Consider the following 17,244-nt stretch of genomic DNA (forward strand, 5'->3'; position numbering starts at 1 on the left):
ACCTTAATTTTTATTCCGTTGTTTTATTTTTTCGCATACGCTTTGGTCCATACCACAACCAAAAGCCGGTTATTGTAAAAAGGAGAAGGGCAAGCCCCATTACTGTTGTGTAAAATACCTTGATTTGATTATTGCTTGTGCCTAAGTAATCATCTAAAATTGAACCATCATGTAGTTGTTCTATTAGGTCAGAATATCTACGATCTACATGAAGTAATTTACCAGTTGCTCCATCCAATTGTAGTCCCCAAAGATGATCTGCGTATACAAATTTGACCATTCCTTTTTCTTTTCTGATGTCAATTCTATCAATCTTGGTTGATAATTCTGGCGATACGCTTTCTAAAAGATATGAATTTGCGAGAATGTGTAAACTATCAATAGGTAACCAATGTTTCAATTCGGTCGAAGTGCCTTCGTACGATTTTGATAAAATTACTCCTCCACTGTGTTTTTTCCATCCTAAAAGAAGTCCGGTAATGGAGATGAAAAAAAAGAATATAAATAATGCTGCTCCTGTGGCTCTATGTGCTTTTCTAAAAAGACGCAACCATTTAGCTTGTTTCTGTCTTTTAGTATCTTTTCGCATTATTTTTGGTTGGTGAACAGGCAATATAATCAGATTTATAAAAGCTATATAAGAAGGAATTGTTAAAATAAAATGTTTAACATTTAAGGGCTCTTTATAACCGGTAATCCTACTATTTAGTTAATTTGAAATTTGCTTTTGTTCTATGGATTTGACCTCAAGTTCTTTCTCTGTTTTTTCGTCTTCGGTAGTAGACCACTCTTCTAAAACTTCATGGTTTTTTGCGATAGAATTTGTGTATAACAACGCGTTGAATAAAGCTCTATAGGTTCCCATAGATTGTCCTCGCCATTGGGGCTGAAATCCAAAAAGAATAACATGTCCATCTTTATACCGAACATCTACAGCCGCAGCTTTGTCATTCATATATTCTTCACCTACCAAATAACCAGATAGTAGAGGCGAACCTTTTTCTTGATATTTAGATAGTATTTCGCCATCAAAACCATCAAGTGTTTTAAAAACGGGACTACCAAAAACAAATACACCAGATTTTTCTGGCATACCCGCCATAATAGGATGTTGATTATTATTGGTCACTTCTAGTATTGAACCGCCCGTGAAAAATTGACTTTTTGTTAATTCTTGTACATTGTTTTCAATTGGTAAATGGAGTTCATTTATTGCAAAACTTGTGCTTTTATTTAGGCAAACTAATGTTCCGCCGGCACTTACAAACGAGTCTATGTTTCTAACGCCCATTCCTTTTAATCCTCCTGCATACTGTGGTGGAGCCATACCTTTTTGAAAGCCATTTTCTATGATTCCCGGTTTTTCTGAAGCCATTAAAATAACATCAAACCTGTCATTTAGACTTCCGTTATTAATATCTGCATTTCTAATTATAACATATGGTATATTAAAATTATCTAAGAGCCACCTTGTCCAGCCCATATCCATACTAGCGGTCCACGGATCATAAACTGCTATTCTAGAGTGCACCTTGGTTTTAGGTTTGGTTGATGTAAGTCTAGCATTTACGGCATAATCTTTCACCCACTTTTGAATTTGTGATCTTGATGCATTACTTATACCATACGTCTGTTGTTTTCCGTTAAAACCAATAGCTAGATTTTGGTTCATTGCATCGCCAATTATTCGAAATGAATTGTTCTCTTTTGGGTCAATAACCAAGGTGCCACCACTACCCTTTAAAGTTCCGGGTAACGGCACTATTCCTGCAGCCACTTCATTAGTGTCAAAACCCGCCCCGCCAATAAAATCTGCTTTACTTAAATCTATACTGGTATCTGTGTTTTCCTCTAATGCTATTCCCTTAACCGGAATTAAAGATGAAGATATTGATTCTGGTAAAGGAGACATGGCTGCAACAACTTCTACTTCCATTTGATATGGTAAAGTCCAACCTGCAGCATCATAGGGTTGTTCTAATGGACCGTCTGGAGATTCCCTCAAATCTGTATATTCTTGAATGTCTATTAATTGTCTTGCCAACTCTCCGAATTCCTGAGCCATAGGAATAACCCAGGTCCCTTTAGGATAGGTATTCCCTTCAAAAAATGTTTCAGAATCTAATTGAGAAATTTTAATTCCGTTAAAAGCTAGTCTTTTCAAGAATTCTACCGGGCGTACGGGATCGCGTTGTTTTTGTTTAATAAAATAGGCATAAGGTGGTTCTTGCTTATATTTTTCAATTGTGGTTACGCCTGCCTGATACTTGTTGAAAAGTAGAGTTTCTTTATATTTTGAGGCATAATCTAAAACTGCTATAGATGCTGTTTGCATATATTGAACAGCGTCTCCTAGACGCCACCACCCACCTTTCCATGGGCTAGAGTACAGAGATTCAATACGTAAATCTGCTCGTTCTTTCGGAAAATCTTTAATGGTATAAAAGTGCGGAGTTGCAAATTTATAAAGGGATGTTTCTGTCCAGAATGATGGTATGTTCTGCATCATTGGCATGTAATCAATATAGCCAGGGTACCAAGCATCAAAGCCTTTGCCCATATGAACAGCGCCTGGTAAACCCTCTGTTTCTAATTCTTGTGCCATAGCCATACCAATCATATTTACTTCTCTGGCCATTAATGGCGGAGTTTGGGGAGCAACGGGTTCTGCAAAAGGTGGCAGCCATATTCTAGTAGGAAATGGGGAAGATTGATGATGTACATGAATAATACTTGGTTCCCACTCACGCCAAGTGCTACCAACAACACGAGATTCAAGCTGATTTAGCATATAGGCATCACGATTATTATCGTGACCTACATATTTTTGATATAGCCACGGTGTAGGCGCAGTTTCATAAGGGGTACCCACATTTCCTAAATACCAATTGGCAATGATATCTTGTCCATCAGGGTTTAAAGAAGGCCATAGAATAAGTATTACATCTTCAAAAATGGCCTGGTACTTTTCTGTTTTGGCATTATTTACCAATTCATAGGCTAATGTTATAATGTGTTGTGCTCCTGCTACCTCTGAGGCGTGTAGACCTCCACTAATATCCACAATTGCTTTTCCTTCTTTTGCCAATCCTTTTGCCATCTCTCTTGTTAAGTTTTCAGGATGTGCTAATTGTTGTGAAATAGATTTGTAGTGATCTATCTTTTGTAGATTTTCTGGTGTAGAGATTAATACATATTGCCATTCCCGTCCTTCAGATGTTTTTCCGGCATATCTCATCTCTACCATATCACTTGTGGTAGCTAGTTTTTCAAAATAATTAATTGACTGATCGTAAGTTGCTAAATTAAAATCCGAACCGATTTCAAAGCCTATAACTTCATTGGGATTAGGAACTACTTGAGCTTTCGATTGCTGTATGAAGGAAAGAATTAGAAATAAGGGTGATAATATCAGATGTGTAAATGCCACTTTTATTTTTGTGAATTTTGATAATATGCTTTTATCAAATGATTTCATGAGGTTTGGTTGTTAGTTTGTCTTACTAAATTATTAATTATGAGATAGCTAGTGTTATAAAGAGGCTTTAAGTGATTATCTTTATGATATTCTAATATTTATGGTAAAATTTAAGTCAGTTTGATAATCGAATTGGCGTAACGCAAAACAATTAAATATTACACAATAGATTTTATCTATTTAAAACGAAATATTGATAAGTAAAATATTTATAGTTTTACTGTTCAGAAGTAAAAACAACTTAAAATTTATATAATCATGAGTAGTACTAACGGAAAAGGGGAAGCTTGGGATGTTAATGATCCCGCTGCAGCAAATTGTCCATTTTTAAATGGTGAAATGCACCAAGCAGCTGGTGGTGGAACAACTAACAAAGATTGGTGGCCAAATATGTTGAATCTTAATATATTAAGATTGCATTCTAAAATGGCAGATCCAATGGACGATGATTTTAATTATACCGAAGAGTTTAAATCTTTAGATTTAGCCGCTATTAAAAAGGATTTAACTGATTTAATGACTACTAGTCAAGATTGGTGGCCAGCTGATTATGGACATTATGGACCATTTTTTATACGTATGGCTTGGCACAGTGCTGGAACGTACCGTATATCTGATGGTAGAGGTGGTGCAAGCGCAGGTAACCAACGTTTTGCACCATTAAATAGTTGGCCGGATAATGCCAATCTAGATAAGGCCCGTTTATTATTATGGCCTATTAAACAAAAATATGGTAAGAAAATTTCTTGGGCAGATTTATTGATACTTACTGGTAATGTTGCTCATGAAAGTATGGGATTGCCAATGTTCGGGTTTGCCGGTGGTCGTGAAGATATATGGCAACCAGAAGAGGATATCTATTGGGGATCTGAAACAGAGTGGTTAGGGAACAAACAACGTTATGATGAAGATGGCAATGAGTTAGAAAACCCTCTAGGTGCTGCTCATATGGGATTAATCTATGTAAATCCAGAAGGGCATAATGCCAATCCTGATCCATTAGAAGCTGCTCATTATATTAGACAGACATTCAAAAGAATGGCAATGGATGATTATGAAACCGTTGCGCTTATTGCAGGTGGACATACATTCGGAAAAACACACGGAGCTGCAGATCCAGAAAAGTATGTTGGTTCAGAGCCTGCTGCTGCAGATATCACAGAACAAGGTTTAGGTTGGAAGAGTACTTATGGTACTGGGTCTGGTGCAGATACTATAACAAGTGGTATAGAAGGCGCATGGTCACAAACACCTACAAAATGGAGTCATTATTTCTTTGAAAACTTATTTGGTTTTGAGTGGGAATTAACTAAGAGTCCGGCTGGAGCTTGGCAATATAAGCCAGTTGGCGATGCCGGTGCTGGTGAAATGCCAGATGCTCATATACCAGGTAAGACACATCAACCATTTATGTTGGTTACCGATATGTCGCTACGTTTAGATCCTGAATATGAAAAAATTTCAAGAAACTTTTTAGAGAATCCAGACGAGTTTAAAGATGCCTATGCAAGAGCTTGGTATAAACTAACTCACCGTGACATGGGACCTACTAATCGTTATTTAGGACCAGAAGTACCAAAAGAAGTGCAGATATGGCAAGATCCAGTACCTGCCGTTGATTTTGATTTGATTGATGATGCCGATATTGAAAATTTAAAGACATTAATTTTAGCTTCAGGACTTTCTACGGCAGAACTAGTTTCTACTGCATGGGCTTCTGCATCCACTTTTAGAGGGTCAGATAAGCGTGGTGGTGCTAATGGTGGTCGTGTGCGTTTAGCTCCTCAAAAAGGTTGGAAAGTTAACAACCCTACACAGTTGGCTAAGGTTACCGCTACTTTAGAAAGAATTCAGAAAGAATTTAATGATAATCAATCTGGTGGCAAGAAGGTGTCTTTTGCCGATTTAGTTGTTCTTGCTGGTTCAGCTGCTGTCGAAAATGCCGCAAAGTTGGCTGGTTTTGATACCAAAGTTGCTTTTAACGCTGGTCGTACAGATGCAACTCAGGAGAGTACCGATATTGAATCTTTTGATGCGCTTGAACCTATGGCAGACGGATTTAGAAATTATACAAAACAAAAACTATCTGTTCAAGCAGAAGAGTTATTAATTGATAGAGCAAACCTATTAACTTTAACTGCACCAGAAATGACTGTTCTTGTTGGTGGTCTTCGTGTACTTGGCGCCAATTATGATGGTTCTGATTACGGAGTATTTACTGATAAACCAGGATTGCTTACAAATGATTTCTTTATCAATTTATTGGATATGGGAACTACTTGGAAAGCTGCTTCTGACAACGATACAGTATTTGAAGGTAGTGACCGTAAAACTGGTCATGTAAAATGGAAAGGGACTAGAGCAGATTTAATATTTGGTTCTAATTCTGAATTACGAGCATTGGCAGAAGTATATGGTACGGAAGATGCGAAACAGAAATTTGTTCGTGACTTCGCAAGAACTTGGACCAAGGTTATGAATTTAGATCGTTTTGATATTAAGTAAGTAAACTTAACACTATATAAAAAAGGCAACTCATACGGGTTGCCTTTTCTTTTTCAATACCTCTATATTTTTAGCCCAATGATTCTCCAAATGTTAGTAAGTTACTATCAGGGTCTAATAGAGCAAACTCCTTTTGTCCCCATGGCTTAATCTCTAGACTGCCATTTGGATGAATGGGCACATTGTTTTTTAATAACGATTGGTATAAGGTTTCTATATCGTTTGTGCGGATATAGACCTGACCGTAGTTCTCTTTTGGATTTAGAGCTTCGAACAAAAAGAAATGTATTTCGATGTCATCCTTTTCTACCATCAAATACTCAGGATAATCTATTGTGCCTACTTTTTTAAACCCGAGTGAATTAACATAATAATCTATGGTAGTACTTTTGTTTCGCATCGGTAACTTCGGATTTATAGAGACAAGCATAGTTTGTGTGTTTTGATTAGCTCTAAATTAATCAATCTAAACCTAAGTTATGAAAGTCAGAAGTTCATTGATATAGTTTGAAAACCTATCGTAATCACAAAGTAGATTGAAGATTATGTATTTCTAGGCGCTATTCTGTAACAAATATGAAATAAATGCTACTAATACTATGAAGGCATTTAGTATCTTTCAATATTAACCTTAAAAGAAATAATTATGGGCTCATTTATTTGGATTCCGATTGCGTTTTTAGTGATTGCCACTATTCTATCGGGTGTATTTATTGTAAAACAGCAAACAGCGGTATTAATTGAAACATTTGGAAAATTTACCAGTGTAAGACAATCTGGTATTCAATTTAAAATTCCTTTTGTACAACGAATTGCCGCACGTATTGGTTTAAAAATTCAACAATTAGATGTTATTATAGAAACTAAAACCTTAGATGATGTTTTTGTGAAACTTAAAGTATCAGTACAATATGTGGTGATTAAGGAAAAAGTTTATGAAGCATATTACCAGTTAGAATATCCACATGAACAAATTACTTCTTATGTATTTGATGTGGTTAGGGCTGAAGTACCTAAAATGAAATTGGATGATGTTTTTGTTAAAAAAGATGATATTGCCATAGCTGTAAAATCAGAATTGCAACAAGCAATGTTAGATTATGGATTTGATATTATTAAAACTTTGGTTACCGATATTGATCCAGATGCACAAGTAAAAGAAGCCATGAACCGTATTAATGCTTCTGAGCGTCAAAAAACTGCTGCGCAGTTTGAAGGAGATGCTGCGCGTATCTTAATTGTAGAGAAAGCAAAAGCTGAGGCTGAAAGCAAAAGATTACAAGGTCAAGGTATTGCTGATCAAAGAAGAGAAATTGCTCGCGGTCTTGAAGAGTCTGTAGAGGTATTAAACAAAGTAGGTATTAATTCTCAAGAAGCTTCTGCTTTAATTGTGGTAACACAACATTATGACACTTTACAGAGTATAGGTGAGGCTACTAATACGAATTTAATATTATTACCTAATTCACCTCAAGCAGGTAGTGATATGCTGAATAATATGGTTGCTAGTTTTACGGCAAGTAATATGATTGGCGAAACAATGAAAAAGACCAATAAGCCTAAACTTAAAGAATAAGTATTTTTAGTTTATTTTTCTAGTATGTAACCCGAGAACATTTGTTCTCGGGTTTTTTTATGTTTTCAAACACTATTCTTGGTAATATACTAATTTAGTTATCGAGCTTTCTTAAAAGCCTATTTTAAAGCCATTAGTGCTTGTTTTTATTTGAATTAATACCAATTAGTCTAAAAAAAGAAAACCACCTGTAGACATAACGTCTACAGGTGGTTTTTTATAGTAAACCTTAATAAAACTGAGGTTTTACAATAAGATATACTTATACTAAGTTATCTATTGAATTTTTGCCCAAGAATCGCGTAAACCAACAGTTCTGTTAAAAACTAAATTATCGGTAGTGGTATCTGGATCAACACAGAAATATCCAATACGTTGAAATTGAAAACGATCTCCTGGTTGGGCATCTTTTAATGCAGGTTCAACATATCCTGTAATTACAGATAAAGAATTAGGATTAATAAAATCCATGAAATCTTTGTCTTTATGTGTATCTGGACTTTCATCTGTAAAAAGACGATCGTATAATCTTATTTCTGTTTTTACAGCGTGTTCTATAGATACCCAATGTAATGTTCCTTTTACTCTACGTAAGCTTTCTTCGGTACCGCTACCACTTTTACTTTTTGGGTCGTACGTACATTGCACCTCTGTTATATTCCCATCGGTATCTTTGGTACAACTTTCCGCTTTAATAATGTATCCGTTTTTAAGACGCACTTCATAACCAAGCTTTAGACGAAAGAACTTTTTATTTGCTGCTTCTCTAAAATCTTCTTGTTCTATATATAGTTCTCTTGAGAAGGGCACTTGTCTTGTACCGGCATTTTCATCTTCTGGAGAATTTTCTGCTTCTAACCATTCCGTTTCTCCTTCAGGATAATTAGTGATAACCAATTTCAAAGGATTCAAGACACCCATAACTCTATGAGTGGTTTTATTTAGATCTTCTCTGATATTAAATTCAAGTAAGGAAACATCTATAAGATTGTCTCTTTTGGCTATACCTATAGTATCTACAAAATTACGGATCGAATCTGGAGTATATCCTCTTCTACGTAATCCTGATATTGTTGGCATTCTTGGGTCATCCCAACCATTTACAACGCCCTTTTCAACCAACTGTGCCAATTTCCGCTTACTTACTACGGTATGGCTTAAGTTACGACGAGCAAACTCTCGTTGCTTAGGTCTTACCTTAGTTTCATCATATACTTGATCTAAAAACCAGTTATATAGCTCACGGTGCATTGCGAATTCTAGCGTACAGAAAGAATGTGATACTTGCTCTATATAATCACTTTCACCATGTGTCCAATCATACATCGGATAAATACACCAATCGGTATTTGTTCTATGGTGTGCTTTATGTAGTATACGGTACATAATAGGATCTCTCATTAACATATTAGAAGAAGCCATATCTATTTTGGCTCTTAATACATGAGTACCTTCCTCAAAGTCTCCGTTTTTCATCTTTTCAAAGAGCTCTAAATTCTCTTCGATAGATCTATTTCTATTCGGACTATCGGTTCCTGGTTCTGTAGGTGTGCCTTTTTGGGTGGCCATATCTTCAGAAGATTGATTATCAACATAAGCTTTGCCCTGTTTCACTAATTCAACAGCCCAATCATATAATTGTTGGAAATAATCCGAGGCATACCGTTCGGTATCCCACTTAAAACCTAACCATTCTACATCCTTTTTGATGGCATCTACAAATTCTTGCTCCTCTTTTGCTGGGTTGGTATCGTCAAACCTCAGATTTACAGGTGCATTATATCTAAGACCTAAACCAAAGTTTAAGCAAATAGAGCTTGCATGCCCAATATGAAGGTAACCATTAGGCTCTGGAGGAAAACGAAAACGTAATTCGTCTTTGGTATAACCATTTACCAAGTCCTCTTCAACAATTTGTTCAATAAAATTCAAAGACTTCGATGTCTCACTCATGTCATTATTTTTCAGGGTACAAAAGTAGCAAAATTGGCTTAATTGGCAGGTTTAAAATAAATACACCTTACATAAAATGAGTTTCACAACAGAAATCTTCCTTCCGACAACATAAAGTTCCACTTCGTCGTATTTAATGACATATTTGTCTAAGAAATGTTGAAGACATAAAAACTTATTAACCAACTTTTCAACCGTAGTGGCCCCCATAACTACAAATACATATGAAAACTTTAAACAAACTTACCGTATTTACAGCACTATCCATGCTATTCTGCGCTTTTCAATTATCTGCGCAAGCAATAGTAATTAATGCTCCAGAACCTGCAGACAATCCAAACCTGTCAGGTAGTACTCCGTGGTCTGCCGTATGTGCAGGTAATGGTGGATTCAACGAATACTTTGTCAATATTACCTGGATAGGTACCGCAAATGCAGGCAATGAGTTTATTCTCGAATTGTCTGATGCCAGTGGTAGCTTTACAAATGCTCAAACTTTGCAAACGATTACGGACCAAAATGCCGTTAAGGATTTTGATACGAGTTTCGCAATACCTACCGACACTCGTGGAGAAGGGTATAAGATGAGAGTAAGAAGTACTGACCCTGTAAAAGTGGGAAGCGAATCTGAGGCATTCAATATGTATTATATGGATGTTACTTCTAATCTTAATATTAGTGAATTGGGTGATGGTGTTCCTCCTGGTACAGTTTGTAGTACAGGAGCTATAACACTTCAAGTTGATAATATAGCTAACCCAGAAACCTATCAGTATATTTGGTTTCGTAGTGGAACAGAATTAACAAGTGAAACTGGGCATACATTAAACGTTACGCAATCGGGTATGTATAATGTATATATTAATTACGGACCAAGATGTACAGGTTCTGGTAATACAGATTCTAATATTGTAGATGTAACTATTGGCGGTTCAGGAACTGGTATTGCAGTTATTGCTCCAACCAAAACTTCTTTATGTAGTACAGATACAGAAATGTTAAGTATAGATCAAACTGATGCTTCTTGGAGCTACCAGTGGTTTAAAGATGATGTTGAGATTGTTGGTGCAACAGCAACTTCATATAATGTTAATGCTGCAAATGCAGGTTTCGAAGGAGATTATGCAGTAGAGATTTCTGGAACAGGTATCTGTAATGAAAGATCAGCTGTAGTAACGATAACCAATGCAGAATTATATACCGTAACTGTAGAAAATGAAATCAATATGGTTTTATTACCTACACAAAACGAAGTTTTATCAGTTAGTACAACAGCGGTTACACCAAGTTATAAATGGTTTAGAAATGCTATTGAGATTTCAGGTGAAACTAATAGCACACTTACAATTACTGAAGATGGCGAGTATTATGCAGAAGTAACACAAACAGGCGGTGCTTGTTCAGTATCTTCTAAAAACTCTGATGTTACTACAGTAGTGTCTCCAGCTTCTTTTGAAATAACCATAAATTATACCGATGCGTATACATCTTGTGAAACCACAAGTACTATATTAGGTGTTGAACTTATAAATGCAGTTGCCGCAGATGGTACCATAACTGATGTTACCAGTGCATTACTTGATGGATTTACTTATGAGTGGAGTAAAGACGGTGCAGCTATAAGTGGTGCAACTAGTAACAGTATTAGTTTGGCTTCAAATTCTGAAAATGGTGATTACGATTTAAATGCGGTAGTTGGTAGTTTCAATGTAGATTCTAATGTTTTACCTGTTCAATTATTAACTAATGAAACAGTTAGTATTACAAGTTCAGGAACTGTTTTCTGTAGCGGTGGCGAAACCATTACATTAAGTACAACCACCGACTTAAGTTCAGCTACATATCAATGGCAACTAGACGGTGTATCTATTAATACTACAGATGAGGTATTAACAGTTTCTACTGCTGGTACATATACTTTAGCGATAGATAAAGATGGTTGTTCTTTAATCTCTAATGCGATCGTGGTAACACCGTTAGATGAAAACCTAATTACACTTGACCCAGGTACAGAAATAGTAATGCCAGAAGGTACTACTAGATTGGTTACTGCAAGTGGAGGTACAGCCTACAGATGGTTAGATGCTAATGCGGTAGAAGTAAGCAACTCTGATAGTATAAACTTTACCGAAGCGGGTAGTTATACTCTAATAGCTTCTATTGACAATTGTGAGATTGTTAGACAGATTGAAGTAACCTACTTAGACACTTTTAAAGTGCCTAATGTAATTACCGTGAATGGAGATGGTATTAATGATCAATGGATCATACCAAACTCTTATTCTAATAAAGCCGATGTCAATGTAATTATCTACAATGAGCAAGGGCAAGAAATTGTAAACGAATTCGATTATAAAAATAACTGGCCGCAGTCAACTACTGCGTTCACCAAACAAAACATGGTATTCTATTATAAAATTAGAAATGCCAGTGAAGTACTTAAACAAGGTACGATCACAGTAATACGTTAAGCTCACCATGCTAAAGAAAAGTGTTTTATATCTATTGTTATTTGTGTTAGCTATCATGAAGGTTAGCGGGCAAGAGGAAAATCCGTTTGTATCATACGATGTTCCTGCCCAGAACCTTTTGAAGTATAACCGATTCTTAATCAACCCAACGTTTTCAACGGTTAGGGAAGACAAATCTTATATCAATTTGTTACACCGAAACCAATCGGTACAATTTGATGATAACAATCAAAACTATTTCTTAAGCTATAGTGGACGTATCAATGATAAAACTGGATTAGGACTTAGTCTATATTCTCAAAGAGAAGGTATCTTAAGTAACTTTGGTGTGTTGGCAAATTATGCCTACGGTATTAAATTGAACGACAAAAGTAACTTTACTTTTGGTGCAAACGTTTCTTACTACCAAAGTGGTTTTGATAACGGTAGAGCATCTACTGTAGAAGAGGATCCTTTTTTAGCTGGATTGCAAGATCAGAATCTTTTATCATTTCAGCCTGGTTTTAACCTTTCTTACGGTAAGTTCGATGTTGGTGTTTTTGCAGAAAACCTTTTTGATTACAACTTAAAGACAAGCGAATCGGTAACGGAGTTTAAAGACAAAACATACTCCGGTCACTTACAATATACCCATCAGTTTGAAAAGCAAGATGGTATTTTTGAACAAGGTCGTTTAATGCCTTTGGCAAGAGTTAGAAAAGTAGGAGAAGAAGATGTTACTTTAGGAGGAAGTTTAATTCTTGACCTACCAAAATTAGGATGGATCCAAGGTGGATATGATAGTTTTTATGGTGCAGCCGCAGGTGTAGGTTTTAACCTTAACCAAAGAATTTCTTTAGGCTATACCATGGAAAAAGGATTGTCTAACAACTTTGATAATTTTGGAGTTACGCATGAGATATCATTTGCCTATTCATTCTCTCCAAACCTTACTGAAGATAGGGTAATGTTAGAAGATGACTTTGAAGATGATTTGGTTCAGAATGATGAAGAACCAGAGAATATAGCTACCAATGAAGAGATAGAAGAGTTGAAGATGAAATTGGCAGAAAATGATGCCATCATTGAAGAACTAATGTTCCGTCAAGATTCTTTAGAAGCTATTCGCCAATCTGATTTAGAAAGACGTTTTGCTATGGTAATGCGTATGGTTCGTAATGAAACCAACGGAGAAAGACCTGACTTAGAAAATAGAGCTAAAGAGCTTTTCCTTGATGAGAATAGCAACACCGAAATTGCATCTAACTACAACCCAAGTAATACGGGAACGCCAGAAGTTGCATCTAATTACAACCCGAGTAATTCTGGTGAGGCAGTTACAGGTAATCAAGCTGCTAGTCAAACACAGCAAGATAGGGTAGCAGTGGTAACAAACGAAAGAAAAGACCCTATAGCAGAAACACAAGAAGTAGCAGAAACAAATACGGATACCAATTCTTCTGTTGATAATAGATTTAAAGAACAAGTGCAGCCAAAAGATGCTGTAGTTGCAAATAGACCTCGAAACTCTTCTGCACCTGTTGCGAAAGCAACTAGAGAAGTGGCGCAAGACGGAGTGAAAAGTAGAAGGTTTAAAGACTTACCAGATGTTACAGACGGTTACTATGTAGTTGCTAATGTATACAAAGGTGGGCAGTATATGAATAACTTTATTGACGGCCTAAATGAGCAGGGCATTAATGCTGATTACATTGACAACCCTAATACTGGTTTAAAGTATGTTTACCTAGAACGTTATGATACTTTTGAAGAAGCAGTAGCGGCACATGATAATAAACTGAACGGTACATATGATGGTGCCACTTGGATTATGAATGTTGATAACAGATACACAAATGAGGCTTACGCAAGCAATGTAAACAAAATCAAAGAAAAATCTTCGAAGTATGATTCTAATGTTTTAACCTCAAATGAGGTGGTTAGAGATAATGTAGATTCTAGAGAGGCTGATTCAAAATCTTATGTTATTGAAGGTGCCGGTTCTGGTTATTACCTTATTGCAAATGTGTTCGCTAATCCTAAGAATGCAAAACGATTTGTAACCTTACTAAATTCATTCGGATTAAATGCGAGTTACTTCATTAACCCTAAGAATAATTACAGATACGTATACCTTAAAAAGCACGACTCTTGGACTAAGGCTTTAATCTCTTACTACTCTAAGCTAAACGACGCTTACAATGAGAAGATGTGGATTATGAGGGTCAATCATGAGCTGCTGGTTTAGAACCACTATAAGTTAACTTAAAGATTATGGAAAGACCTTATCATTTTAGATGATAAGGTCTTTGTTGTTTCTACTGAATACTACTTCTAGCCTATACACAATTGTATTTTATTCTAAATATACTCTTCATTATATTTTAATTGTTGTTGGATATTGATTCATTAAGATTCATCTATAAAATTGAGTTGGAAAAAATAGAATACATATATAGATTATGATACCAATAAGTATTTTTATATATCACTTTTATTTGATTGTACTTTAAACCTAGATTGCATTTCTGCTCAAAAGCGAAAATACCTTAAGTTTAAATTCATCATTTTCATAATTGCTAAATGCTATATATCGATTGAATATTGATTTCGTGATGCATTACTTCTTACTAATTCTTATCAAATGAATCGCAGTCAAATTACTAAGAAGTAAAATCAACTTACATTCTTCAAAAGAGATTTTTGAACGATATACTTCTTGAGTATTCTTTAATTTTATAATAAGATGTTCATCTTCCAAATACCAACGTATCTCCTCTTCATTAGGTAGCTGAAACCAGTCATTATTTGATATGACCAATAGCTGCTGTTCTTCTTTAAATTTAAAAGTAGTCCCAATCATTTCTCTAAAATCATTTTGTAGGCAAACTCCTGTTCTGGTAACTTGAACTTTTTCAATCTTCCATGTACCGATTAATTCTTTCTTCAGTATAATATCAGACGCAACTTGAGTTTGAATTAGTATAAGAAGTACTATTAGTATTCCTTTCATAAATTCAAGACGAATGAAATCACCTCAGGTTACTTGAGATTAAAATTAAGTACCAACTTTTCAATACTAACTTATCATATTGGAAATATGAAAGTACTTGTACATCGGTTGGAACAGTTCTTGTTTTGACCAGTTTATGAGATAATCAATAATCCTGCTGGTACTCTTTTTTGCTCAATTATGTTTTGGTCAAGAGAAAGAAATATCTAAATCTTTTCTAATTGATCGTTGAAAGGTTGATAAGACTATAAAAGAAGGTGATACTGAAATTACAGTTTATAGGCGAAGTAGGACTTTGAAAATTGGTAACGAACTTCTTTTTTTGAGTACAGGCGAATATCGCATAACCTTTAATTCAGGAAGGAGAATAGGGCGTCGGTGCGGAAATGAAATTAGGACGGAAGGGATTAATGGATATTATCGTTTTAATTCCCAAGAACAATCAGTAACCCTTGAAAGCTACAATACAGATCCAATTATTAACTGGGATCTTGTGTGGATTGATGAGAATTCATTTGGAGTAAAAAAGCAAAAGATAACATCACTTATAATTGAGTAAGTCTTTTTGCCGTAGGTATTTTGCCAATCGATATTAAAAAAAATACTTAGCAAGTAACCGGAAACCAAATAGATTTCCGGATGTTACTTGTTATATTAAATCTTGATAATCAAGATTATTGTTCTTCCCGTTTAAATTGAAGTCCGTTTTTTGAAAATCAACCTAGCTGATATTTATTTTCAATGTCATCTACGTTTTTTGTTTACAATGCTATACTTACAAATGCTGTTTTCATCATATCTAATTCTATGTTCAGATAATAGCTGTGTAATTATTTCTCTGGTTTCACCTTCATCTAATTGTATATTTTCTCCTAAGTCAATTTCATTTAATTGATTCTTATTTTCAACCAATGCTTTAAAGTATCTGTCTTTATTTTCCATGTTTTTGTTTTTTTACTGCTATCATCATATGCGGACTAAAAGGTAAAATGTAGCTGTCGTTTTCTGTAATTTTTAATAATTCAATTAAGTTTTCCCTCTTTTTATCATTCTGCATATTTGCAAAGAAGTCTTTATCAAGCCAAGCCATTCCTTCAACCGCATATGTGTTCAAGTAGGTTAAATCTTGATGTCTGAATTCTTCTTTTAATTGCTCGGGATGGTGATAATATGCCTCAGCTAAAAGCCAAGGAAAATCATTTTGGCGGATTGTGTATTCCAGTAGTCAATTCATTCTTACACATTTCAAAGAAAGAACTTTTATGTATTAGACCATTTAAGAGCCCAACTAAAGTTGATGCCGTATAATTGATAGCGAACCCTAAAATGATACCGCCATTTTTTAAAACACGTTGAGCTTCTTTAATGGTTAATTCTCGATCTTCTTTTTTCTGAAGATGATAAAGAGGTCCATGAAGTAGTATTAGATCTGCATAATTATTTTTGAAGTCTAATTTTCTAGATTCACCTAAATGAACCGAGAACTTGTTCTTTAATTTCTTAGCCCTATTTTCTGCTAGTTGTAAATGTTTAGCAACGGGTTCTACTAAATGAACTTCATGACCTTTTTTGGCAAGCCATTCAGCATACTTACCTGTACCGCCGCCAACATCTATAATCTTTGAAGGTGATGTAAAAAGGTATTTCTCTATGAGCCATTTAATTCTCTCGAATTCAAATACACCCATGCCTTTTTCAAGTCTGGTTTCTTCAGATGCTTTGTTATAGAACACCTCTATATTTTTTGATATTAACTGTTCACTGTTCACTTTTCATTTTTGATTCTGGGTAATAACACCACACTTAAAATTGCAAAATGCAATTGAAAGAGATAATGCAATCAATTTTTCAATCAATCTTTTTTGTTTAAAAATTTATAAAACAATGGGTTGTTATTATCTATGCATTAGAAAGCTTCTATGCATTAGGCACTCGTTGGTCGAGTTCGTCTTTTTAGAAAGACCTAGATAATATGTAGAGTTAGTATAACAGATTTTAAAGATAGCCAATCTTATTTAATACCTGTCGTAGGTTAAAGACTATTAGCCAAGTTAGGGTTTAAATAAGACCGCTCATGTCACTTTTTAGCCTCTTTTAGATGAGAACTATTTAGAATTTCAACAAAGAGCTTACAAATAAGGATCTGTTCTTTAAAGCGGCTTTATAGCACCTGAAGCAAGTAACTTTTAATAGACCACTTACGAATTTCTATTTGTGAAATTAGCTTATAATATGCTTTTAAAAAACACTCTTTATGTCGTTTGTTTTA

At 35.1% G+C, this 17,244-nt stretch carries 12 protein-coding genes; 4 read left to right on the forward strand and 8 right to left on the reverse strand.

Features of this window, described 5'->3' with window-relative positions:
- Positions 1–10: 10 nt before the first annotated feature.
- Positions 11–589, reverse strand: coding sequence for a PepSY domain-containing protein (locus BUC31_RS03805; protein WP_396627737.1), 579 nt, complete (start codon positions 587–589; stop codon positions 11–13).
- 120 nt (positions 590–709) lie between these two features.
- Positions 710–3,478, reverse strand: a complete 2,769-nt coding sequence (locus BUC31_RS03810) for a M14 family metallopeptidase (RefSeq protein ID WP_084134934.1) — start codon at positions 3,476–3,478, stop codon at positions 710–712.
- Positions 3,479–3,736: 258 nt separating this feature from the next.
- Here BUC31_RS03810 and katG point away from each other — a divergent pair, with 258 nt between their 5' ends.
- Positions 3,737–5,983, forward strand: coding sequence for a catalase/peroxidase HPI (gene katG, locus BUC31_RS03815; RefSeq protein WP_073241408.1), 2,247 nt, complete (start codon positions 3,737–3,739; stop codon positions 5,981–5,983).
- Positions 5,984–6,053: 70 nt separating this feature from the next.
- Here katG and BUC31_RS03820 read toward each other — a convergent pair whose 3' ends face one another.
- Positions 6,054–6,413 (reverse strand): bleomycin resistance protein, encoded by a 360-nt coding sequence (locus BUC31_RS03820; protein WP_073241410.1) that lies wholly within the window; start codon positions 6,411–6,413, stop codon positions 6,054–6,056.
- A 216-nt stretch (positions 6,414–6,629) separates the two neighbouring features.
- Between BUC31_RS03820 and BUC31_RS03825 the strand changes: the two genes are divergently transcribed.
- Positions 6,630–7,559: an SPFH domain-containing protein gene (locus tag BUC31_RS03825; protein WP_073241412.1), complete on the forward strand. Its 930-nt coding sequence runs from the start codon at positions 6,630–6,632 to the stop codon at positions 7,557–7,559.
- Between the two features lie 276 nt (positions 7,560–7,835).
- Here the strand turns inward: BUC31_RS03825 and BUC31_RS03830 are convergent, their stop codons facing one another.
- Positions 7,836–9,512, reverse strand: coding sequence for a glutamine--tRNA ligase/YqeY domain fusion protein (locus tag BUC31_RS03830; RefSeq protein WP_073241414.1), 1,677 nt, complete (start codon positions 9,510–9,512; stop codon positions 7,836–7,838).
- Between the two features lie 224 nt (positions 9,513–9,736).
- On the opposite strand from BUC31_RS03830, the gene BUC31_RS03835 reads away from it, so the two are divergent.
- On the forward strand, positions 9,737–11,983 hold the full coding sequence (locus BUC31_RS03835; protein ID WP_084134935.1) for a T9SS type B sorting domain-containing protein: 2,247 nt from the start codon (positions 9,737–9,739) through the stop codon (positions 11,981–11,983).
- Between the two features lie 7 nt (positions 11,984–11,990).
- Positions 11,991–14,210 (forward strand): PorP/SprF family type IX secretion system membrane protein, encoded by a 2,220-nt coding sequence (locus tag BUC31_RS03840; RefSeq protein ID WP_073241416.1) that lies wholly within the window; start codon positions 11,991–11,993, stop codon positions 14,208–14,210.
- Between the two features lie 372 nt (positions 14,211–14,582).
- Here BUC31_RS03840 and BUC31_RS03845 read toward each other — a convergent pair whose 3' ends face one another.
- The 4 genes from BUC31_RS03845 to BUC31_RS03860 all read right to left on the reverse strand — a co-directional run bounded on the left by BUC31_RS03845 (position 14,583) and on the right by BUC31_RS03860 (position 16,744).
- On the reverse strand, positions 14,583–14,975 hold the full coding sequence (locus BUC31_RS03845; protein WP_073241418.1) for a hypothetical protein: 393 nt from the start codon (positions 14,973–14,975) through the stop codon (positions 14,583–14,585).
- Between the two features lie 744 nt (positions 14,976–15,719).
- Positions 15,720–15,917 (reverse strand): hypothetical protein, encoded by a 198-nt coding sequence (locus BUC31_RS03855; protein WP_073241422.1) that lies wholly within the window; start codon positions 15,915–15,917, stop codon positions 15,720–15,722.
- Positions 15,907–16,089: a hypothetical protein gene (locus BUC31_RS20470; protein ID WP_244533999.1), complete on the reverse strand. Its 183-nt coding sequence runs from the start codon at positions 16,087–16,089 to the stop codon at positions 15,907–15,909. The genes BUC31_RS03855 and BUC31_RS20470 overlap by 11 nt, the downstream gene beginning before the upstream one ends.
- Positions 16,090–16,171: 82 nt before the next feature.
- Positions 16,172–16,744 carry a class I SAM-dependent methyltransferase gene (locus tag BUC31_RS03860; RefSeq protein ID WP_244534000.1) on the reverse strand — a complete coding sequence of 191 codons (573 nt, stop codon included), beginning with the start codon at positions 16,742–16,744 and terminating at the stop codon, positions 16,172–16,174.
- Positions 16,745–17,244 lie beyond the last annotated feature (500 nt).

The organism is Maribacter aquivivus (assembly GCF_900142175.1).
Taxonomy (GTDB): Bacteria; Bacteroidota; Bacteroidia; order Flavobacteriales; family Flavobacteriaceae; genus Maribacter; species Maribacter aquivivus.